Raw genomic sequence first — 22,257 nt, forward strand, 5'->3', positions numbered from 1 at the left:
AATTTAATGCCAATTTCGTTACCCTGAGTAGAGAATAATAACCTTATATTCGGAACGATCAATGACGTATAAATTGCTGTTTTTCCTCTTAATAAGTGCATTTCTCTCATTCCCCGGTGCAACAACCCAGGCACAGGACTCAACTATTGTAGATGATGGTGTTATCGAAGGTACGATAGTAGATGAAAACGGTAAGCCACTTCCCGGTATAACGGTTAAAGCCGAAAGTAAAAGTGAATCTTTCGAGCGTGTATCCGACAGCGAAGGTAAATTCACATTTGCCATCCCTGCCGGTAGTTATATGATCACAGTAGAAAATCCGAATTACATTTTTTATGAGATATCCGATTATTATGTCGTTTCGGGGGAATCCCATGAGATCAAGATAACACTTCTTAACAGGACAGAATTTGTTACCGAATCGATCGACGTAGAGGGAAAATTCAAGCAATCACAGGATGACCTTCGCACGAGTTTAATTAACATATCGCCGACGACAGTGAAGGTACTTCCCGGTTCAGTGGAGGATGTAATGCGCTCATTACAGTCTCTTCCCGGTGTAACCGCTCCGAACGATTTCACCGCACAGCTTGTGATACGTGGTTCGGGTCCCGACCAGAACCTTATTATTATGGATGATGTAGAGATATTTAACCCATACCGTCTTTATGGTCTGGTAAGTATGTTCAACCCGGAAACACTCTCGGATATTAATTTAATAACCGGCGGATTCCCGGCAATGTATGGCGACAGGCTCTCTGCTGTTCTGGATGTAACAAACAGAGAAGGAGCAAGGGACAAGAACATAAGGGTAATGAGTAACGTTAATATTGCCAACGCGAACATTGTTCTTGAGGGTAAGACACCATTCAATATTCCCGGCTCATGGATAGTATCTACACGCAGAACTTATTATGATCTTATTGTTGGCCCGTTTGCGCGAAACGCCGGATTGATCACAGAAGATTCATCATTCCCTTCATTCAAAGACCTGCAGGCGCGTCTGACATTAGGACCATTTAAAAAGCATAAATTCTTCCTTAACGGGATATTTTCACAGGACGGTGTGGATATAATCTCAGGTAAAGACCGTACCCGTCCGGACAGCATCGACGTGAATGACGTAACGAACAATAATGTAGTGTCTGCATCATGGCATTATATCCCTAATGACGATTTTATTTCACGCACTACTGCCTCATGGTATAAGAACTCCGGTCAAAATGAATTCGTAGGCGACATACTCGACCCGCTTATTAATAGGGAAGGTCTCGGTCCGGAGCAGGTAGACAGCCTCCGTCAGATCGGCGCACTGCTAGGATTAAAATTTAATTCACGTTATGATTTTATAAAATACTCGATTGGAAACAGGTCTGTCCTCCTGGATAAGAAAAACGATAATAGATATGAATTCGGAGCAGGATTTGACGTTATAAAAACGGATCTCTTTTACCAGCTTGATTTCGATGATCAGTGGAAGTCGTTCATAAGCTCTATTCCGACTGCAAGGGCATTGCAGGATGAATTTAGTATAGAGGGTGTTTATAACTTCCGCGCAAGTACATATGCTTCGGCAAGGTTCAGTGTGGGAGATAAGTTCTGGTACCAGCCTTCAGGACGTGTTGATTATTATTCTTACCTGCAGAGACCGTATTTTTCGCCAAGGTTAAATTTGGGTTATGCTGTAGACCCGCTTACGACCGTCAGGACCTCGGTAGGGCTGTATTATCAGTCGCCCGGGTACGAGAAGCTCGTCGATGGGCGTGTTTTCTATAATCTCACTGATATTGACGGAAAGACACTTAAAGCCGAAGAGTCCATTCATTATGTGCTTGGTATCGACCGCTGGCTTAATAACGAATGGCAGGCAAGGCTCGAGGGATATTATAAGAAGTTTAGCCACCTCATAGAGCAGGAGAGGCTGACTGGGTATGAATATGTATGGACGCTTGCCGATCCAAGTAATACAGACCCGGCTTATGTCGGAGACCCGGATAACTGGATTCGTTCCAATTCAAAGATAGCTTACGATTCTCTGACTACTATCCCGGTTAATTCGGGAAGCGGTAATTCCGTCGGGTTCGAGTTCAGTCTGGAGAAGAAGTACAATAATCCTAATACAAAATTCTACGGGTGGATCAATTACTCGTTCTCCGTTTCTAAGAGGGACAGGGGAGACGGTGTAGTTATCCCGTTCCGTTTCGACCGCACGCACGCGTTGAACATCGTATTGAACTATCGTGTGAACTCATGGCTCGAGCTTGGAGCGAGGTGGCAGTACGCGACGAACTTCCCCGAAACTCCTCCCACAGGTATACAGCCGCGCGTTGTGAATGACTCGCTAGTTGTAAATCCTTTAACGGGAAGAGTGATATTCAACCTGGATTACGGCGACGCATCGAATATATATTCCGAACGCAGACCGGATTATCATAGGCTGGATATACGCGCTTCTGCTTTTGCTAAGTTCTGGAACACAGACTGGACCTTCTATCTCGACGTTATCAACGTCTATAACCGAACGAACGTGCTTGGATATGATTATTACCTCGATGGTGATTACCAGATCCACAGGGACGTGAGGGGTATGATACCGATACTGCCGACAATCGGGGTCAATGCACGGTTTTAATCGATGTAACCTTTTTTAGTTAATTCTTCGTTTATTTTGATTTGCTCAGTTTTATATTTAGTCGCACCTGATGCAAACGCTACAAGTAAAACAACTAAAGCTAAAAAAGCTCTTCCGATATCTGCTATAAAACTTCTTTTAAAGTAGATATTCATAATTATAGCATATGCTATGGGTACAATGATCACAAGTGCTATAAGGAATTGATAAAGCAAACGCTTTAGTTTGTACTTTTTCCTTAATCTTAGTAAGCCGTCAATGTTAATATCTTTGTATGCGTCTTTCTCAGAGTCCGGAAATACAGTTTTTGGGTTGAATTTTGGTAGCATGGTGGTGTTTCATAATATTCTATATTTTATATGGTAAATTCGGGGATTTGTTTCAATCAATCCGCAATGAGTTTCTACTCCGTATCTTCTTATAGGTCTTCAACCTCATCAGGTAGTAGGTGAGGTTAGGTTCTTCCCAAAAAAAGTTAAAAATTACCTCATTTTACCCAATCCCTGCATTGTAAATATTTGGCAAAATAGCTAATTTGCATAAATATATAAACAATAGAGGTTGAAGATCTGCGTGTTCGCTTCCGGAAGCGGGACAAATTTTAAAGCGATATTAGAGAGCAGGAAACAGGGAGAAATAGAATCGGACGTAGGGTTATTAATTACAAATAATTCTTCGTGCGGGGCTGCGGAGATTGCAAGAGAAGAAGGTATAGAGGTTGTACACATCAGCAGGAAAGTCTTTCCGGACCTATCCTCACAAGATTATTCGAATCTGTTTATATCAGCATTAGAGAAAAACGAAACGGACCTCATCGTTCTGGCAGGTTACATGAAGATGCTTCCCGAAGAAGTTGTTAAGAAGTATTCGAACCGTATTATAAACATTCATCCTGCACTGCTTCCAAAATACGGAGGGAAGGGAATGTACGGCATCAACGTTCACAAGGCGGTGATAGAAAACGATGAGAGGGAGACGGGCGTGAGCGTTCATTACGTTAATGAAAATTATGATGAGGGCGAGATCATTTACCAGGAGAGAGTGCCTGTGAATGAAAACGAAACGCCGGAGAGTTTGATGGAGAGAATGAAAGAAGTGGAGCACAGAGTTTATCCGAAAGTGATCAAAAATTTAGAATCAAACAAACATAGATCCTGAATCAAGTTCAGGATGACAAAAGAAGGAATAAAATTGGTAAAACGGGCTATAATCAGTGTTTATGATAAAGACGGAGTGGTAGAGTTCGCGCGGGAATTGGCAGGAATGGACATACAGTTAGTTTCGACAGGGGGTACGCATAAGTTACTTAAGGAGAACGGTATAGAGGTTATATCAGTGGAGGATGTGACGCACTTCCCGGAAATAATGGACGGGCGAGTGAAGACCCTGAACCCGATGATATTCGGGGGGATACTTGCCGATAGGGACAAGCCCTCACACATGCAGCAGGCTGAGAGAGAAAAGATATTCCCGATAGACCTTGTGGTGTGCAGTCTGTATCCTTTCGAGGAGACGATCGCAAAGGAAGGTGTCACTGAAGCGGAAGCGATCGAGCAGATTGACATCGGCGGTGTTACTCTCATCAGGGCGGCGGCGAAGAATTTCAAACACGTAAACGTAATAACGGATAAATCCCAGTACGCGGGTTACATCGGGGAACTAAAAAACACGAATAATAATATCGGTGTCGATTACTCAAGGAAACTTGCATACGAGGCGTTCGAGATCATTACGAATTATGATGATGCTATCGCGGATTATTTTTACGAGATGTCGGGCGAGGATGATGAAGACAGCGTGATCTCTCATAGCAGGGTATTCGATGAGGATGTGGAAGACGTTGTATTGGAGCTGGATGATAAGAAAGTTCTGCGCTACGGCGAAAATCCTCACCAGAGGGCAGTACTATTCAGGGATAATTTCGACGATATATTCGAGATCCTGCATGGTAAGGAGCTGTCCTATAACAATATCCTGGATATAGACGCGGCGTTTAACTTCATGTATGAGTTCAAAGACTCAGGTCCGGCATGTATAATAATAAAGCACGGAAATCCGTCCGGTGTGGCTCTTGGTTCGACGAATAAGGAAGCATACGAGCGTGCATTTGCAACGGATACAAAGTCACCGTTCGGTGGGATAATAATTTTTAATAAGAAGCTGGATAAGGCGGCGGCGGAGGAAGTGGATAAGATATTTACTGAGATAATACTTGCCCCGGATTATGACGACGACGCGCTGGAATTTCTCAAAGGGAAAAAGAACAGGCGGTTGCTGAAGTTCGATTGGGATAGGGATGATTTCGAAGTGAGGAAGGTAGCAGGCGGTATTCTTTACCAGGAGAAGGACAGTAAGGCTGTTACAAAGGGCGAGTTAAAAACTGTAACGGAAAAGAAACCAACGGATGACGAAATTGACGACATGCTGTTTGCATTCAAGGTGGTGAAGCACACTAAGTCGAACGCGGTGGTTTTCGTGAAGAACAAGCAGACTCTTGCCATCGGATGCGGACAGCCTTCGAGGATAGATTCCACTAACATTGCGATAATGAAGTCGAAAGAGTTCGGACACGATCTGCATGGAAGTGTCGCGGCGTCGGACGCATTCTTTCCGTTTCCGGACGGGCTGGAAGCGCTGGCAGATGCCGGTGCAACAGCAGTTATACAGCCGGGCGGTTCGGTAAAGGATGAGGACGTGATAGCGGCGGCTAATTCAAAGGGTATTGCGATGGTATTCACTGGAGTCAGGCATTTCAAACATTAAGAAAGTAGTTTTAAAATTTTAAATACTGTAAGGAAACAGAAACATGGGTTTATTCGGGATGTTCTCAAATGACATAGCTATCGACCTGGGAACGGCAAACACCCTGATATATATGAAGGGAAAGGGGATTGTTCTCAACGAACCATCGATAGTTACTTTTGATGTTGGTACAAGAAAAATTGTTGCGATAGGAGATGAGTCAAAGAAGATGATGGGCAGGGTTCACAAAGAGCTTAACACAATACGTCCAATGAAGGACGGTGTTATCGCGGATTTTGAGATCGCAGAGGGTATGCTTAGATTGTTCATTAAGCAGATCAGCTCTAACTGGATGCCGGCAAGAAGGATCGTTGTCTGTGTTCCAAGCGGTATAACTGAAGTCGAGAAACGAGCAGTGCGCGATACTGCCGAGCACGCCGGCGCAAAGGAAGTTTACCTTATCTCCGAGCCTATGGCGGCGGCAATTGGTATTGGACTGGATGTATTTGCTCCTTACGGTAATATGATAGTGGATATTGGCGGGGGTACAACAGAGATAGCCGTCATTGCATTATCTGGAATCACGAATGGTGTTTCTATACGTGTTGCCGGAGATGAATTAACGGAATCAGTTGTGCGTTACTTCCGAGCAAATCACAACATACTAATCGGTGAGAGAACAGCAGAAGAAATCAAATGTCAGGTGGGTTCAGTAATGCCTCTGAAGGAAGAGGTCATCATCGAAGTAAAAGGACGAGACCTTGTTGCGGGTGTGCCTAAAGTTACTGAAGTAAGCTCGATCGAGATAAGAGAAGCTCTTAATGCTCCCGTTACACAAATGGTCGAAGCCATTAAGGTAGCAATGGAGAAGACAGCACCTGAACTTGCGGCTGACATACTCGATAGAGGTATATTCCTGACGGGTGGCGGAGCACTGCTTAAAGGATTGGATGAAAGGATCAGGACTGAAACCGGTGTACCGGTGCATATCGCGGAGGATCCTCTCACAGCTGTTGCAAGAGGAACAGGGAAAGTACTGGAAGACCTCGATAAGTACAGAAAGGTAATGATTAAAAGGTAATAAAGTTGTTCAGTTTTAAATTAGCTGTAAAATTATTTTCCTCAGTATGATGTTACTGAAGTAAAGTAGAAAAAAGATTCATGAGAAAGTTTGGGGAAATAATATTATCTATAAAAGAGTATCTAATACTCACACTCCTTGTTGTTTTATCCTTAGTAATGCTATTCTCAAACGATAACACGCAGATCCGTTTTCTCCGGGCTGTCGCGATAGGTTTTTTCGGGACGATCCAGAGCGGAGTTTCTGCTATCCCGAACGTCTTCGAGCTTGAGAGCGAGAACCAATTCCTCCGTGAAAAGAATATAAAGCTGGCAAACGAAGTGGCATCACTCAAAGAAGCGCGTCTTGAAAACATTCGACTTACAAAGCTCCTGCAATTGAAAGAAATAACAGGTGCGGATGTGGTGAGCGCCAGTATAGTTAATAAGAGCGTTGTTAAGAAGAGAAATACGATAACTCTGAACGTTGGTGAAGACGACGGTGTGAAACTGAACATGCCTGTAATTACAGATGACGGTCTTGTGGGTAAGATTGTAGCGACCAGTAAGAATTATTCGATAGCACAGATATTATTTAATAATGATCTAAAGGTAACAGTGAAAGGACAGAGGAGCAGAGTAGATGGAATTCTGACATATGATGGTGTGGAGAATCTTATTGTTACGAATGTTCCCAAAAGCGCTGATGTTAATGCCGGTGATATAATCGTAACGTCAGAATATAGTAATACATTTCCGGCGGGTATCCCGGTTGGAGTAGTACGGGAAGCAGGAAATCTGGACAATCTCTTCAAAAAGCTTTTAATCACTCCTTCGGTGGATTTTGGTGTACTGGAGGAGGTATTTGTACTGAAGTATCTTCCAAACGAAGAGCGAAAAAATCTGGAAGAACTTTACAATAAACAAGAAACTCCATAACCCTAATAGCTGTTTGATAATATCGTATATAAAATACATTGTAATCCTCGTTCTTTTGATATTTATCCAGGATCAGCTTATATGGTTATTATCCATTACTAAATACCAGATCACTCCGGATATTGTGATAATAATGATAGCATACATTGCGGCGAAAGAGGGGCAGATGTTTGGTACTATAACCGGATTTGTGGCGGGGATGCTGCTGGACATATTAGGAGGCTCGTTCCTTGGATTATCAGCTCTGTCTTATTCGGTGGCAGGATTTGCGGGAGGATACTTTTTTAATCCGGACAATGATAAATATCTTATCAAGTATAATTTCTTATGGGTTGTGTTTGTATGCGCATTTACAAGCAATTTTATATACTATAATATTTTCTTACAGGGAGCTTTACTATCGTTTTTCGATATACTATTGAAATATATTTTACCTTCGACCACGTATACTATAATAATAAGTTTAGTATATGCGGTAATACCGAGGCGCGGGGAGATGAAAAAAGTTTATTAACATGAGCGATGCGGCAAAGAAATATGTTTTTTACGGACTGGTTTTAATGGTCGCTGTCGTACTGGTATTCAGGCTGGTACAGTTGCAATTGATGAATCAGAGTGAATACGGTAAGGAGTCTATGTCAAACTCCACCAAGACTGTTACTATTATTCCGCCGAGAGGTTTGATGTACGACAGGAACGGGAAGGTTGTTGTGGATAACCGTCCGTCGTACAGCGTTATGATCACACCATCTCAATTCGACACCAACCAGATACAGGAAATAGCCGGACTTATCCAGATGGAACCCGCCGAGATCAGGGAGATCCTTAAAGGAGTTAGAGGTACTAACAGGTTTAATCCAACAAGAATTAAAAGGGACGTCGATTTCCCCGTAATATCATACCTTTCCGAAAATGAAGACAGGTTGATAGGTGTTGATTACCAGGTTGAAGCATTAAGGTATTATCCGAATGATTTCAGAGGGTCGCATATATTCGGCTACACAAAGGAGATTTCAGAGAAACAATTAAAGAATCAGGTCGGGAATTATTATAAGCAGGGTGATATAATTGGAATAAAAGGGCTTGAGAAGGAGTATGAAACCTATTTAAGAGGAGAAAAGGGTTACGAGTTCATCGCGGTCGATGTAAAGGGCAGAGAGATGGGAAGCGTTAACGACGGCAAGGACAACATTGCGCCTATTAACGGTTCGGATCTTATGCTCAGTATAGACAGTGAGCTACAAGCATACGCTGAAAAATTAATGAAGAATTACAAGGGAGCTATTATTGCAATGGATCCCAGGACAGGGGAGATACTGTGCATGGTATCAAAGCCGGATTTTGACCTTTCCATATTTTCCGGTCCAACTGACAAAGCTGTACTCAATGCCTTGATGACAGATGAAGGTAAACCGCTTTTTAACAGGGCGACGATGACAAACTATCCGCCAGGATCGACCTGGAAGATGATGATGGGGCTTGCCGGAATGGGTTCAGGCACAATAACACCGACTTCGACAATAGTATGCGGTGGTTCTTTTACATTCGGAACGAAGACATTCATGGATCACGGTGCATACGGACCAATAAATGTTGTTACAGCAATTGAACACTCTTCAAACGTATTCTTCTATAAGCTTGCTTTGCAAATAGGTCTGGATAATTATCATAAGTTTGGTACGATGCTAGGATTTGGTAAAAAGACCGGAATAGATATTCCGGAAGAGCTTCCGGGCAGATTGCCTTCGGTAGAGTACTATAATAAAGTTTATGGTGAAGGTAAGTGGACACAGGGTTATATAGTCAGTCTCGGCATAGGACAGGGAGAGCTCGGTGTAACACCTATTCAAATGGCAGCATATACCTCGGCAATCGCAATGGACGGATTATACTGGCAGCCGCACTTTGTTAAGAAGGTTGTAAATCCGAACACACAACAGGAAGAAACACCACAGTTCCAGAGCAGGCAGATAGATATACCAAAGAAATATTTTGAAGTAGTGAAGAAAGGCATGTACCTGGTCGTAAATGGAAATGGAACTGCGACAAACATAAAAAATCAAGATTTCAAACTTGCAGGCAAGACCGGAACTGCACAGAATTCAGGCGGACCAAATCACTCTTGGTTTGTTGGTTTTGCACCTTATGATGATCCGAGAATAGCCGTATGTGTTTTGGGTGAAGGAGCGGGCTGGGGTAACGTATTCGGTGCGCCGGCAGCAGGAGCAATAATGGTGAGATTCCTTAGCGGAAATTCTTTGGATATCTTTAATCCTGATTCCAATATAAAATCGGTTGGGGACTAGATGCTGAAAGATTTTTTCAAAAAATTCGACGTACTTCTCCTGCTTACGACGGTTGCAATAGTTACCATTGGTATAATTGCAATATACAGTGCTTCTTTTAGCAATGAAGGTGATACCGATTACTATAAAAAGCAAATGATGTTTGCTATCGTTGGTTTTGTTCTTATGATCGTAATAAATTATGTCCCTTCGAAATATCTCAGTAATACATCATACATTTTATACGCAATATCTTTATTGGGTCTTATTGCGGTTCTTGTAGTTGGTAAGAAAATATCCGGACAAAGGAGCTGGTTTAGTATAGGAAGTTTTGGCATACAGCCGTCGGAGTTTGCTAAGCTGGCGACTATAATGGCTCTGGGAAGATTCTTTGCTGCGGAGGATAAAGAGCGCGATATAAAAAATCCAAAGACATTTATAATAGCGGCGCTTATAGTACTGGCACCGGTTGCTTTGATCATGAAACAGCCGGACATGGGAACGGTGCTGGTATTTCTTGCGATGACGATCCCTATCTTTTTCTGGGCTGGTCTCCCGACATATGTGGTATTTGCAATTGTTTCTCCGGCAATCGTAGCAGTGTGTTCATTCTTTGGGTTGTACTATATGATAGGAGCGCTTGTGTTGGTTGCTATTGTACTATATATGTGGTTTAAACAGCGGTGGATCATTGCGCTTATAATAATGTTCGTGAATATTGCAGCGGGACTATCGGTGGATTACGTCTACGGTAAGCTTCAGCCATACCAACAGAGGAGGATCATGGCAGTATTCGACCCGACATCAGACCCGCTTGGAAGCGGATATAACGTAATTCAGTCAAAAGTTGCAATCGGATCGGGCGGATTAATGGGTAAAGGCTACTTGCAGGGTACTCAAACTCAGCTAAAATTCATCCCTGAGCAGTGGACGGATTTCATATTTTGCATGGTAGGTGAAGAATTTGGTTTTATAGGAGCGATTGTCTTACTCATTTTGTATTTTATTATTATCTTTCAGCTTATAAACAGCGCTTACTTCGCACGGAATAAGTTCCTGAGCATATGCTGTATAGGTTTTGCGACTGTGTTCCTTTTCCATTTATTTGTAAATATAGGTATGACGGTGGGAATAATGCCGGTAATAGGTATTCCACTGCCTCTTGTAAGCTATGGTGTTTCATCGTTGCTGTCGTTTATGATGATGCTGGGTATAGGTATGAATGCATATAGAAATAGAAAATTATATATGTAGTTTTACCATAAACTTTTTAAATAAATACTTCATTTAATGATCCTTACCGACAAGCAGATCCTCAAAGAGATCAAAAACAAAAACATTTTAATTAAGCCTTACCGTAAAGAGTGTCTTGGAACAAACAGCTATGACGTTCATCTCGGCGAATGGCTGGCAGTTTATAATGATGATATACTCGACGCAAAAGCCCATAACAAGATAACCCATATGAAGATCCCTGATAAAGGAATTATTTTGTTGCCATCCAGACTATACCTGGGTGTGACTGAAGAATACACAGAGACTCTCACATGTGTGCCCTTCCTGGAAGGCAAATCGAGTGTGGGGCGTCTTGGGATAGACATTCACGCTACTGCGGGTAAGGGTGATGTAGGTTTTAAAAATAACTGGACACTGGAAATATCGGTAAGACAGCCAGTAAGAGTATATACGGGCATGCCTATTGGTCAGCTTATATATTTTGCGGTCGATGGTGAAGTAGAGACACCTTATGATAAAAAGAAATCTGCGAAGTACAATAAGAAAACTGTAAAGCCCGTCGAATCAATGATGTGGAAAAATAAATTCTAATCAAAATTATACCATTGAGTTACCTACAAAAGCTTGAAAAGATAGTAAAGAAAAACAATTCTAATGTCGTTATCGGTCTGGATACCGACATTGAAAAAATTCCCGCCATTTTCAAAGATGATTCCAACCCAATGCTGGAGTTTAATAAGAGGATCGTAGCCGCAACAAAGAATGATGTCGCCGGTTATAAACTCAACATGGCTTTTTACGAGGAAGCAGGCGGGATAGGTCTCACTGCCATGAGAGAGACAGTGAAGTACATTCCAAAAGAAATGATCGTGATATGTGATGCGAAACGAGGTGACATGGGCAATACGGATGAAATGTACGCGAAAGCTTATTTCGATAATTATGATTTCGATGCGATAACATTCAGTCCTTATCTTGGATCGGATTCTATAGAACCTTTTCTGAAAAGGAAAGGGAAGCTGGTATATGTACTTGCGCTAACGTCAAATCCCGGGGGCAAAGATCTGCAAATGCTCAAAGCCGGGGGCAAATATATATACGAGAAAGTAATAGAACTAGGAATGAAATGGGGTAAGCCGGATAATGTAGGGTTTGTCATCGGGGCAAATCATCCTGCTGAGATAAAGAAAGTGCTTGCGAAATATAAAAATGTGTCGCTGTTATTACCCGGAGTGGGGGCTCAGAAAGCTGATGTTAAAAAGCTGTTGAGTAGTCTCAGCAACAGGAATTTTTTAATAAATTCCAGCCGTTCCATAATATATGCGGCAGGAGATAAATGCAAGGAAGAGGATTTCGAGGGAAAAATACTGGATGCAGTGGATAAGCTGAATGAAACTATAAATGGGAATTTAGACTTATAAATAAAGAATAAATATTTTGTAGAAATCATAACGAGTATAATGAAAAGTAAGATAATTATTTTATCGGTCCTGGTTCTGTCTTTTTTCGTTTCTTCATGCGGAGATAAGCAAGAGGGTACATTTGAAACCCTTAATGGGGGTGTGAAAAGCGGTGGAATCTTCAGGATAAATGAAACCGAGGATATCAGAAGCCTCGATCCGGTAAGGATAAACGATGTGGTGTCGCACCATGTAGCACACCAGATATACGACGGACTTATAGATCTGGATTCCAATTTACAGCTTGTGCCGCAGCTGGCGCAAACCTGGGAGATATCCGAGGATGGGTTGCTATATACTTTTCATTTGAGAAAGGGTGTATATTTCCATGACAATAAATGTTTCCCCGACGGAAAGGGAAGGGAGATAACGGCGAAGGATGTAAAATATTCTTTTGACAGGGTATGCGATCCAAGGACACAGACGATCGGGTATTCATATTACAAGAATTATGTCGAAGGTGCGGAGGAATATTATAACCACATTAAGGAAGCAAGAGATAATAATAAAGAGCCAACCATGGACGGAGTGTCAGGCTATGTTGTAAAAGATGATTCTACTTTTCAGGTAAAGCTTAAACAGCCATTCGGACCATTCATTTATTACATTACACTTACTTACGGATATGTAGTACCAAAAGAAGCAGTAGATATGTACGGGCAGGATTATTTTCAGAACCCGGTTGGAAGCGGACCGTTTATTTTTGTCGATTGGAAGCCCGATCTCGAATTGAATATGAAACGAAATCCAAATTACTGGATGAAAGATGAATTCGGAAACCAGCTTCCATACTTAGAAGGCGCGAAGTTCAGGTTCATTAAAGATAATGCAGCACAGCAATTGGAATTTACGAACGGCTCACTCGATGAAAGTTACAGGATTCCCAATGAAACATTCAGAGACGTAGTAGGTGAGGACGGTAACCTTACTCCTGCTTTCTCGCAATACATTTTACAAAAAGCTCCTACGCTATCTATCCAATATTACGGTTTCCTTACTTCAGGTAACCTGTTTAACAATAAAAAACTCAGACAGGCTCTTAACTATGCGATAGATAAAGAAAAGATAGTAAAGTTCGTTGTAAACGGACAGGCTTTCGGTCCGGCAATTCACGGAATAGTACCTCCATCGATGCCGGATTATCCAATAAATGATATAAAGGGTTATGACTATAATCCAACTAAAGCTAAAGAGCTGCTAACCGAAGCCGGTTACCCGGGTGGAAAGGGTTTGAATGTAAAACTTCAGATCAATTCCGGAGGTGACAGAAATCTACAGGTAGCTGAAGCAATACAGGCTATGCTTAAAGAAGTTGGCGTAAATATGAGCCTCGAGATCATACCATTTGCCCAACATCTGGATAATATCGATGCCGGAAGGGCGGATATGTGGAGATTGGGTTGGGTAGCTGATTACCCGGATCCCGAGAATTTCCTTAATTTATACTGGGGAGCCAATGTTCCCAAGGATCCTAAGCAGATCAGCCCTCTAAACAGTACTCGATATATTAACCCGGAATTTGATAAATTATTTGAGCAAGCTATTAAAACTACTGATAAAACAGAAAGGTATAAATTATATGCTCAGGCAGAGCAAATTGCGGTAGATGATGCACCTATGATGTATCTTTACTACGACCAGGACTTCCGATTATTACAGCCCTATGTACGCGGATACGCCCTAGATCCAATGCATAGAGTAAATTTTAGGCTCTTATGGCTTGATAAATAAGTTTATTCTTTTTATTTTGAATAGATTTTTAAGGGGTTTTACTTATATTTTTTTAACTCAACTAATTTTTCAGGGGAGAAAAACCACATGGAGAAATTAAGATACTCCGTGCCAGTAGCACTTTTGTTATTATTAGGAATTATGCTAACAGGATGCTCGACCGGTTCGGATCTATCAAGGGATGAAAGAGATCAAAAAGACGCTCGTGATTACAAGACTTCACAAATTGTATCCACTAGCGAAGTTTTAAAAGAGAAGTCATCCATCGATAAAGATAATTTAGAATCTTTATCAAGTTCACTAGAAAGATTCATAGTCGAATCAAACCTTCTATCATCAGCAGATCAAGACGAAGTGATGTACAAAGTTATCGAGTACTTAAATACTCCTTATCTTTGGGGCGGTACTTCAAAGAGAGGTATTGACTGCTCTGCATTTGTGCAGACGGTTATGTACCAGTCTCTCGGGGTATTACTACCCAGGACATCGCTCGAGCAGTCTTCTGTCGGTGAAACTATTGAAAGGGAAGATCTTAAATTCGGCGACCTGCTTTTCTTTGACACAATGAACAAAGGCAGAACAACACACGTGGGAATTTATCTTGAGGACGGATATTTTGTTCACTCAGGTTCAAGGACCGGTGTTGCAGTTGCTTCATTAAACTCCGATTTTTACTCAAGCCACTTCTTACACGCAAAAAGAGTAATAAACCCGGAAGACCTTAAAACAAGCGACGAAGAATAGCATTCTAGAGATCTATTAGAGTTATAAAAGTCTCGAAATCCAATTCGAGACTTTTTTTTATGTCCGTAAATTTATATTTTACACAAACATTTCTAACCTGGCGGACGATGTGGCAGTATATAGTTAAAAACTTCTTTCAGTCAATTCTCATAATAATCGGGGTTATTACCGTAACTTTCTCACTATTATATATAGTGCCGGGAGATCCTGCCAGAATGCTCCTTGGACAGAGAGCCGATGTGGAATCAGTAGAAGCCGTTCGCGAAGAGTTAGGATTAAATAAACCATTATACGTTCAATATTTCAATTTTCTCGAAAAAGCTCTACACGGCGACCTGGGTAGGTCGTACTCCACAAACCGAGAAGTAGTAAAGACGATCCTCGACAAACTTCCTGCGACAGCTTTACTTGCATGCAGCGCGATGTTTATCTCGGCAATCCTGGGAGTGCTGATAGGTGTTATTTCATCCGTAAAACCATATTCCTTTACAGATAATGCAGCGATGGTTTTTGCTCTCTTTGGGATATCTATACCCCAATTCGTCTTTGCACTTATAATGGCGTTAATTTTCGGCTCGATATTGAAGTGGTTTCCAATATCCGGGTACATAAACCAGGGGTGGCAGTATCTTATTCTGCCTATGGTCACGCTTGCACTAAGACCTTTATCTATTATTGCGAGGGTAACGCGGTCATCGATGATGGAGGTGATGAATAAAGATTATATCAGAACGGCAAAAGCCAAGGGTTTAAATAAAAACGTTGTTATCTTTAAACATTCATTGAGAAACGCACTTAATCCGGTGGTTACTACATTAAGCGCATCGCTTGCGGCTACGCTCGGCGGGCAATTTTTCATAGAGTATATCTTTAACTGGCCGGGCATTGGTCTGCTCGCTGTAGATTCAATATTAAAGCTAGATTTTCCTATGGTACAGGGAACAGTACTTTTTGCGGCTATTGTATTTGTGGTAATAAACTTCCTCGTAGATATAATCTACGCATGGCTGGATCCTAAAGTAAAACTGTAATTAGATTTATTGGAAGAAAATAAGGACATAAACCAGGAACCGGAAATAGTAAAAGAGGGTGACGAGAGGCTCGAACAGCCGGATTTCTTCCTCGCGGAAGGAAAGCCGAAAAGCCTCTGGTATTATTCATGGAGAAGGCTGAAAAGGAACCGCCTGGCGATGGCCGGTTTGTATGTGCTGATATTCATGGTTCTCGTTGCACTCCTTGCCGATTTCATTGCGCCCTTTAATCCTAATGCTCAGATACTGGAATTTGCTACAAAGACGATGGGCTTTAAAGGAAATGTTCTTGTCAAAAACGTCGATCCAAACGAATCGGAAAACCCCTACATACCTATACAAAGTGTAACCAAAGAAGAGAACGGAACCGTTTATTATAAAGATTATGCAGGGAGGGATATGGAGATCCCGTTAGCAGATCTCGCTCCCGGTGGAAGAGAAAAGTGGAATAGAACGCTGACGTTCATACTCGGAACAGACAGGTTCGGCAGAGATATACTCAGCAGGCTCATTTATGGTGCAAGGATAAGTTTATCGGTTGGTTTGATCTCTGAAACGATAGCAGTATTTATTGGTGTATTAATGGGAGCGTTTGCCGGATTTTTCCGGGGAGCTACCGATAAGGTTATAATGTGGGTAGTAAACGTCGTCTGGGCATTTCCATCTATATTATTTGTAATTGCGATATCGGTTGTGCTGGGAAAAGGATTTTGGCAGGCGTTTGTTGCCATCGGTTTGACGGGATGGGTAGATGTAGCGAGGATAGTTCGCGGACAGTTCTTCTCTCTAAGGGAAACAGAGTACGTAGAAGCAACCCGTGCGGTAGGTTTTAAAGCACCGAGAATAATTCTCCGTCACATATTGCCAAATTCCCTGGGACCGGTAATTGTTATTGGTACCGCAGGATTTGCAACAGCAATTATTTTCGAAGCCAGTTTAAGTTTTCTTGGATTGGGTGTTCAGCCTCCCACGGCAAGCTGGGGACAGATGATATTTGACGGATATAAGTATATAATTGCCGGTACAAACTGGGGGCTGGCTGTATTTCCATCACTTGCTATTATGATAACGGTTTTCGCTGTGAACCTGCTTGGGGACGGCATAAGGGATGCTTTCGATCCGAAATTAAAACGGTAAATATTTTTTAATTTTTAATTTTGTTATATTTAGTGGTGCCGAACTGCAATTTTGGTGCCATTTTTTCATTTAATAAGATAATTAAATTGGGTAGTTTTGTTGACCAGTGGATAGCCGGGAAAATTTAAAATATCTCTATTTTTTAACGAAAGTTAAGAATCTTGGCAATGTCCGGATTCGAAGGTTGATCTCTGTATTCGAAAGTCCGAAGGAGTGTTTTGAGGCACCATTGTCGGAATTCAGAAAAATAGATGGCTTTGATATTGGTATTATAAGTGATCTTAGCAGGGTCAAAGATAAACAGAATCTGTATGAAGATGAGTTCAATAAGATTCTGGATAAATGTGATGCTGATGATGTGAAAATGGTTTCGATCCTGGACGAAGATTACCCGGTTAACCTTCGGACGATATTTGACGCGCCTGTTCTTTTATATTACAAAGGAAGTTTAAATGAAAATGATAAGTATTCATTAAGTGTGGTGGGTACTCGTGTGCCAACTGAATATGGTAAGATTATCTGCAAACAACTAGTCGAGGGGATATCGGAGCTTGGAATTCCAATTATAAGCGGGATGGCAAACGGTATAGATACTGTTGCTCATATGACTGCTTTAGATTGCGGGAATATTACTTACGCGGTGTTAGGATCAGGTCTCGATGTGATATATCCGCCGGAAAATGTGAAACTATATGAGAAGATAACACAATCCGGGGCTGTGATATCGGAGCTAGATTTTGGAAGCATACCGGATAGAGTAAATTTTCCGCGCAGGAACAGGATAATATGCGGGATTTCGCTTGGTACACTTGTTGTAGAGTCCGGTGCAAAGGGAGGTTCTTTGATAACCGCCCAGCTTGCGCTGGACCAGAATAGGGAAGTATTTGCTGTGCCAGGATATGCTAATTCTAAAAAATCCTCCGGTACTAACGAGCTTATAAAAAGAGGTTATGCGAAAATGGTAACGAATGTAGATGATATACTTAGCGAGCTTGAATACAAAGTTGCCCCACTGGTAAGGAAACCGAAGGATGATATGAATGAGGAACTTATTCGCAACCTTAATATTATTGAGAAGCAAATATATGTGAAGTTGGATTACCAACCGATGAATATCGATGCGATTAACATGGAAACCGGTCTGCCGGTTTCTGACTGCCTTGTGAACTTGCTTTCGCTTGAATTAAAGGGTTTGGTCAGGCAGATACCGGGAAAGAATTTCATCAAGGTATGAAGCTGAGCCTGGATGAATATATTATCGATGACAGGATATTTGATGTGAAGTTTTCTTGTGATCTGGAAAAATGTAAAGGTGCATGCTGTACTCTGGAAGGTACTCTTGGAGCGCCGATACTCGAGGAAGAAATTGACAAAATAGAGAAAACAATCCCTTTTGCTAAAAAGTACTTAACTAATAAGCATAAGAAGATATTGGACAGGGAAGAGTTTTATCTGGAGTATGAAGGTGAGTATCACTTGAATAATGTGAATGATAATGACTGTGTTTTTTCATTTTATGAGGACGGTATTGCTAAGTGTTCTATACAAAAGGCGTATTACAACGGTGAAGTAAAGTTTATTAAACCGATCTCGTGCCAGCTTTTTCCTATCAGGGTATCCGGAAAAGGGCGTAATATCTTCAGATATGAAAAAATGTACGAGTGCAGGGATGCCCTGGATAAGGGCAAAGAAGATGGAGTTACAATATTTGAATATGTTAAAAGCGGTATTGAAAGAGGATTTGGTAAAAAGTTTTACAAAAGTTTAAAAGAGAGATTTATTTCAAAAGATGCTTAAACAGACACAAAGTCAGAAATTAAGCCAGAAAGTCCTTCCACAGATAATTCAGAGGCAAAGTTTGCTTGCTGTACCGGCAATTGCCATAGAGCAGATGATAAAAAAGGAATTGGAGGAGAATCCTCTTCTGGATGAAGCCGAATCTACCGAAGATGAAGTAGCGGAAGACGAAAAAGCTGATAAAAAAGGTGATGAGGATCTTGATTTTGGCGATCATTATAATGAAGAATATGATGGCTATAAAACCCACGAATACAGGAAGAGTAAAGAGCACATTAACTACGAGAATATGTGGCGGGACACTGTTACTCTCCAGGATAATCTGACCTCACAACTTCATGTAACAAACCTTACTGATAAGCAGATATTTATAGGCGAATTTATTATAGGTAACCTGGATGAAGATGGCTATTTAAGAATGGGTCTGGATAGTATCAGAGAAGAATTAGATGAACAGTCAAAGGGAACCAGCTTTGAGAATGAAAAGTTTACTGATAAGGAAATCCTCGATGTACTACATGTTATACAACGATTTGAACCGATGGGGCTCGCATGCAGAGATTTACAAGAATGTTTGTTGGTGCAGGCTGATGAGTTGGATATAGAAGATGATATGAAAGAATATGTTTGTGCACTTATCAAAGACCATTTTGAGGATCTGCGGCTTAAGAAATATGAAAAGATAATGAAGGAACTTGCTATCGATAAAGAAACGCTGAATAAAGTATTTGAGACGGTACATAAACTTAATCCAAAACCGGGTTATACTGACGATCAGCTTGAACAGAACTATATCTACCCCGACTTAATAGTTACAAAAGTAAATGACGAGTATAAAGTATTTTTGAATGATAAAATTCCTTCACTAAAAGTAAACCATGCTTATAGGGAAATGATGAATACCGATAAGAATGGAATGACGGATGAGGCGAAAGAGTACATTAAGAATAATTTTGAGAGGGCTAAGTGGTATATCGATGCAATAAATTCACGCCGGGAAACTATGATAAAAGTGATGAACTCTATTCTGATCAGGCAATTTGACTTTTTTGAGAATATGGGGGAAGGATTAAAGCCAATGTACGAAAAGGATGTTGCCGATGATATTCACATGGATATTTCTACTGTTAGCCGAACTGTTCGGGGAAAATACGTACAGACTGATTTTGGTATATATGAGTTGAAATATTTCTTCAGCAACTTCATGACAAATGAGGAAGGGGATGATATCTCTACCAAAGAAATCAAGAAAAAATTGAAAGAAATAATAGAGTCTGAAAACGGAAGTAAACCTTATACGGACGACCAATTAACAACGGAAATGGAAAAAGTAGGGTTTAAAATAGCCCGGAGAACAGTTGCCAAATACAGGGAGTCAATGGGTATTCCAAAGGCAAGACTACGAAGAAAAATTTAAAAAGGAATAAAAATTGAGTAAAATTAGATCAACAACAGTAGTAGGATTAATTAAAGATGGTAAGGCTGTAATAGGCAGTGACGGACAGGTCACGATGGGAAATACCGTTATGAAACACACGACCAAAAAGGTACGAAAACTATATAACGATACGGTACTAGCAGGGTTTGCCGGATCGACTTCGGATGCATTTACATTGTTTGAGAAATTCGAAGGAAAGCTGGAACAATACAAGGGTAATCTTTCCCGCGCGGCAGTTGAACTTGCTAAAGAATGGCGCACGGATAAGTATTTGCGCAGGCTTGAGGCGCTTCTTGCAGTACTTAATAACGAGCAGGCTCTGATAATCTCCGGTACTGGGGATATTATTGAGCCGGATGACAAGATTGTTGCAATAGGGTCGGGTGGACAGTATGCTTTTGCAGCGGCGAAGATGCTTCTCAAATATGCTGACCTTTCTGCAAAAGAAATCGTAAGCGAATCGCTAAATATTGCGGCAGAAATATGTATTTACACAAATGACAAAATATCAATTGAAGAATTAAATTAAAGAAGGAATTAATGCTCGAAAAAATAGGTGAAAAAATTAAAGAGACGGGAAAAATGCTAACTAATGGCAAGATGGAACAATTAACACCATCACAAATAGTTGAAGAACTTGATAAGTACATAATTGGTCAGGGAAATGCCAAAAAATCAGTTGCTATAGCACTAAGGAACAGGTGGAGAAGACAAAATGTAAACGATAGCATTAGAGATGAAATAATGCCTAATAACATTATAATGATCGGACCTACAGGTGTCGGTAAGACCGAAATAGCAAGAAGAATTTCTAAACTTGCTCATGCACCGTTTGTAAAGGTCGAAGCTTCGAAATTTACGGAGGTAGGATATGTAGGCAGGGACGTCGAGTCGATGATTAGGGAACTAACCGATCTATCTGTTAACATTGTGAAAATGGACAAGACTCAGTATGTGGAAAAGAAAGCAAGTGAAAATGCCGACGAAAGAATACTCGATATTTTACTTCCGCCGATCAGATCGAAGGGAAGCAATGGAGCAAAATCTGCATCAGGCATAAAAGAGAGTACAGAAAATCTTATCAATATGGAAAGCGCCACTATTGATGATGAATATGAAAACAATAAGAAAACCCGTGAAAAATTAAAGGAACAATTAAAGGAAGGTAAACTGGACGATAGGATGATCGAACTCGATCTGACATCGGACACGTCGCCGATGTTACAGGTACTTGGTCCCATTGGTCTGGATGACATGGGTATTAACATGCAGGACCTTTTTGGAAGTATGATGCCTAAAAAATCTAAAAAACGAAAACTCACTGTTAAGGAGGCACGAAAAGTTCTCACACAGGATGAGTCGAATAAGCTTATCGATATGGATTCTGTTATAAAGGAAGCTGTCCAGAAGACCGAAGAATCCGGAATAGTATTCATCGATGAGATAGATAAAGTAGCCGGTGGACAGGGGAAAAGCCAATCGGGTCCGGATGTTTCACGAGAAGGTGTGCAGAGAGATCTGCTCCCGATTGTCGAAGGTTCAATAGTTATGACAAAATACGGTCCCGTTAAGACTGACCATATTTTATTTATTGCTTCAGGAGCATTTCATACTGCAAAACCAAGTGACCTAATTCCTGAATTACAGGGAAGGTTTCCTATTCGTGTAGAGCTTGACAGCCTGGATGAAAATGACTTTTATAGGATACTTACTGAACCGGAAAATGCACTCATAAAACAATATACCGCTCTGGTAGAGACCGAGGGAGTAAAAATCACATTTGAAGATGATGCGATTAAGGAGATAGCGACGGTGGCGGCTGAAGTGAATGAAAAAGTTGAAAATATTGGAGCTAGGAGGCTTCACACCATTCTATCTACACTCCTGGAAGAGATATTGTTTGAAATACCGGATAAGTTGAAGCGAAAGAAAATTACAATAAATAAGGAACTTGTTGGTGAGAGGCTCAGTACCATTGTAAAAGATCGTGATTTAAGCAGATACATACTCTAATTAAACCATTTGC

Annotated in this window: 19 protein-coding genes and 1 pseudogene; 19 read left to right on the forward strand and 1 reads right to left on the reverse strand. The window is 41.1% G+C overall.

The features are described 5' to 3' along the window. Positions 1–61: 61 nt before the first annotated feature. The gene (locus H6614_04950) at positions 62–2,632 is read left to right on the forward strand and encodes a TonB-dependent receptor (GenBank protein MCB9242999.1); all 2,571 of its coding nucleotides are present in this window, start codon (positions 62–64) and stop codon (positions 2,630–2,632) included. Here the strand turns inward: H6614_04950 and H6614_04955 are convergent. After that, on the reverse strand, positions 2,629–2,961 hold the full coding sequence (locus H6614_04955; GenBank protein ID MCB9243000.1) for a hypothetical protein: 333 nt from the start codon (positions 2,959–2,961) through the stop codon (positions 2,629–2,631). The two genes, H6614_04950 and H6614_04955, sit on opposite strands and share 4 nt — an antisense overlap. 232 nt (positions 2,962–3,193) lie before the next feature. On the opposite strand from H6614_04955, the gene purN reads away from it, so the two are divergent. The 18 genes and pseudogenes from purN to hslU all read left to right on the forward strand — a co-directional run bounded on the left by purN (position 3,194) and on the right by hslU (position 22,244). Further along, positions 3,194–3,790, forward strand: coding sequence for a phosphoribosylglycinamide formyltransferase (gene purN / locus H6614_04960; GenBank protein ID MCB9243001.1), 597 nt, complete (start codon positions 3,194–3,196; stop codon positions 3,788–3,790). 12 nt (positions 3,791–3,802) lie between these two features. Beyond that, positions 3,803–5,395, forward strand: a complete 1,593-nt coding sequence (gene purH, locus H6614_04965; GenBank protein ID MCB9243002.1) for a bifunctional phosphoribosylaminoimidazolecarboxamide formyltransferase/IMP cyclohydrolase — start codon at positions 3,803–3,805, stop codon at positions 5,393–5,395. A 43-nt stretch (positions 5,396–5,438) separates the two neighbouring features. After that, on the forward strand, positions 5,439–6,455 hold the full coding sequence (locus tag H6614_04970) for a rod shape-determining protein (protein MCB9243003.1): 1,017 nt from the start codon (positions 5,439–5,441) through the stop codon (positions 6,453–6,455). An 80-nt stretch (positions 6,456–6,535) separates the two neighbouring features. Continuing rightward, positions 6,536–7,372, forward strand: a complete 837-nt coding sequence (gene mreC, locus H6614_04975) for a rod shape-determining protein MreC (GenBank protein ID MCB9243004.1) — start codon at positions 6,536–6,538, stop codon at positions 7,370–7,372. 13 nt (positions 7,373–7,385) lie between these two features. Beyond that, a complete protein-coding gene (gene mreD / locus H6614_04980; protein ID MCB9243005.1) occupies positions 7,386–7,886 on the forward strand; it encodes a rod shape-determining protein MreD in 501 nt (166 codons plus the stop codon). A gap of 1 nt (position 7,887) precedes the next feature. Continuing rightward, on the forward strand, positions 7,888–9,678 hold the full coding sequence (gene mrdA, locus H6614_04985; protein ID MCB9243006.1) for a penicillin-binding protein 2: 1,791 nt from the start codon (positions 7,888–7,890) through the stop codon (positions 9,676–9,678). Beyond that, positions 9,679–10,911: a rod shape-determining protein RodA gene (gene rodA / locus H6614_04990; protein MCB9243007.1), complete on the forward strand. Its 1,233-nt coding sequence runs from the start codon at positions 9,679–9,681 to the stop codon at positions 10,909–10,911. 36 nt (positions 10,912–10,947) lie between these two features. Beyond that, positions 10,948–11,484: a dCTP deaminase gene (locus H6614_04995; GenBank protein MCB9243008.1), complete on the forward strand. Its 537-nt coding sequence runs from the start codon at positions 10,948–10,950 to the stop codon at positions 11,482–11,484. Positions 11,485–11,498: 14 nt separating this feature from the next. Next, positions 11,499–12,314 (forward strand): orotidine-5'-phosphate decarboxylase, encoded by an 816-nt coding sequence (gene pyrF / locus H6614_05000; GenBank protein ID MCB9243009.1) that lies wholly within the window; start codon positions 11,499–11,501, stop codon positions 12,312–12,314. 39 nt (positions 12,315–12,353) lie between these two features. Further along, a complete protein-coding gene (locus tag H6614_05005; protein ID MCB9243010.1) occupies positions 12,354–14,084 on the forward strand; it encodes an ABC transporter substrate-binding protein in 1,731 nt (576 codons plus the stop codon). Positions 14,085–14,171: 87 nt separating this feature from the next. After that, positions 14,172–14,828, forward strand: coding sequence for a C40 family peptidase (locus H6614_05010; protein ID MCB9243011.1), 657 nt, complete (start codon positions 14,172–14,174; stop codon positions 14,826–14,828). A gap of 107 nt (positions 14,829–14,935) precedes the next feature. Next, on the forward strand, positions 14,936–15,859 hold the full coding sequence (locus tag H6614_05015) for an ABC transporter permease (protein MCB9243012.1): 924 nt from the start codon (positions 14,936–14,938) through the stop codon (positions 15,857–15,859). A gap of 129 nt (positions 15,860–15,988) precedes the next feature. Further along, positions 15,989–16,996: pseudogene (locus H6614_05020) on the forward strand (ABC transporter permease). Between the two features lie 229 nt (positions 16,997–17,225). Beyond that, entirely contained in the window at positions 17,226–18,230 is a 1,005-nt protein-coding gene (dprA, locus tag H6614_05025; GenBank protein ID MCB9243013.1) for a DNA-protecting protein DprA, read from the forward strand. Beyond that, complete coding sequence (locus H6614_05030) at positions 18,227–18,793, forward strand: DUF3109 family protein (protein ID MCB9243014.1); 567 nt, start codon at positions 18,227–18,229, stop codon at positions 18,791–18,793. Before dprA ends, H6614_05030 begins: the two co-directional genes overlap by 4 nt. Next, positions 18,786–20,210 (forward strand): RNA polymerase factor sigma-54, encoded by a 1,425-nt coding sequence (gene rpoN, locus H6614_05035; protein MCB9243015.1) that lies wholly within the window; start codon positions 18,786–18,788, stop codon positions 20,208–20,210. The genes H6614_05030 and rpoN overlap by 8 nt, the downstream gene beginning before the upstream one ends. A gap of 13 nt (positions 20,211–20,223) precedes the next feature. Beyond that, the gene (gene hslV / locus H6614_05040) at positions 20,224–20,760 is read left to right on the forward strand and encodes an ATP-dependent protease subunit HslV (protein ID MCB9243016.1); all 537 of its coding nucleotides are present in this window, start codon (positions 20,224–20,226) and stop codon (positions 20,758–20,760) included. 11 nt (positions 20,761–20,771) lie between these two features. Continuing rightward, positions 20,772–22,244, forward strand: a complete 1,473-nt coding sequence (gene hslU, locus H6614_05045; GenBank protein ID MCB9243017.1) for an ATP-dependent protease ATPase subunit HslU — start codon at positions 20,772–20,774, stop codon at positions 22,242–22,244. Positions 22,245–22,257: the final 13 nt, after the last annotated feature.

It is taken from the genome of Ignavibacteriales bacterium, from assembly GCA_020635255.1.
Taxonomy (GTDB): domain Bacteria; phylum Bacteroidota; class Ignavibacteria; order Tepidaquicellales; family Tepidaquicellaceae; genus JAEYVS01.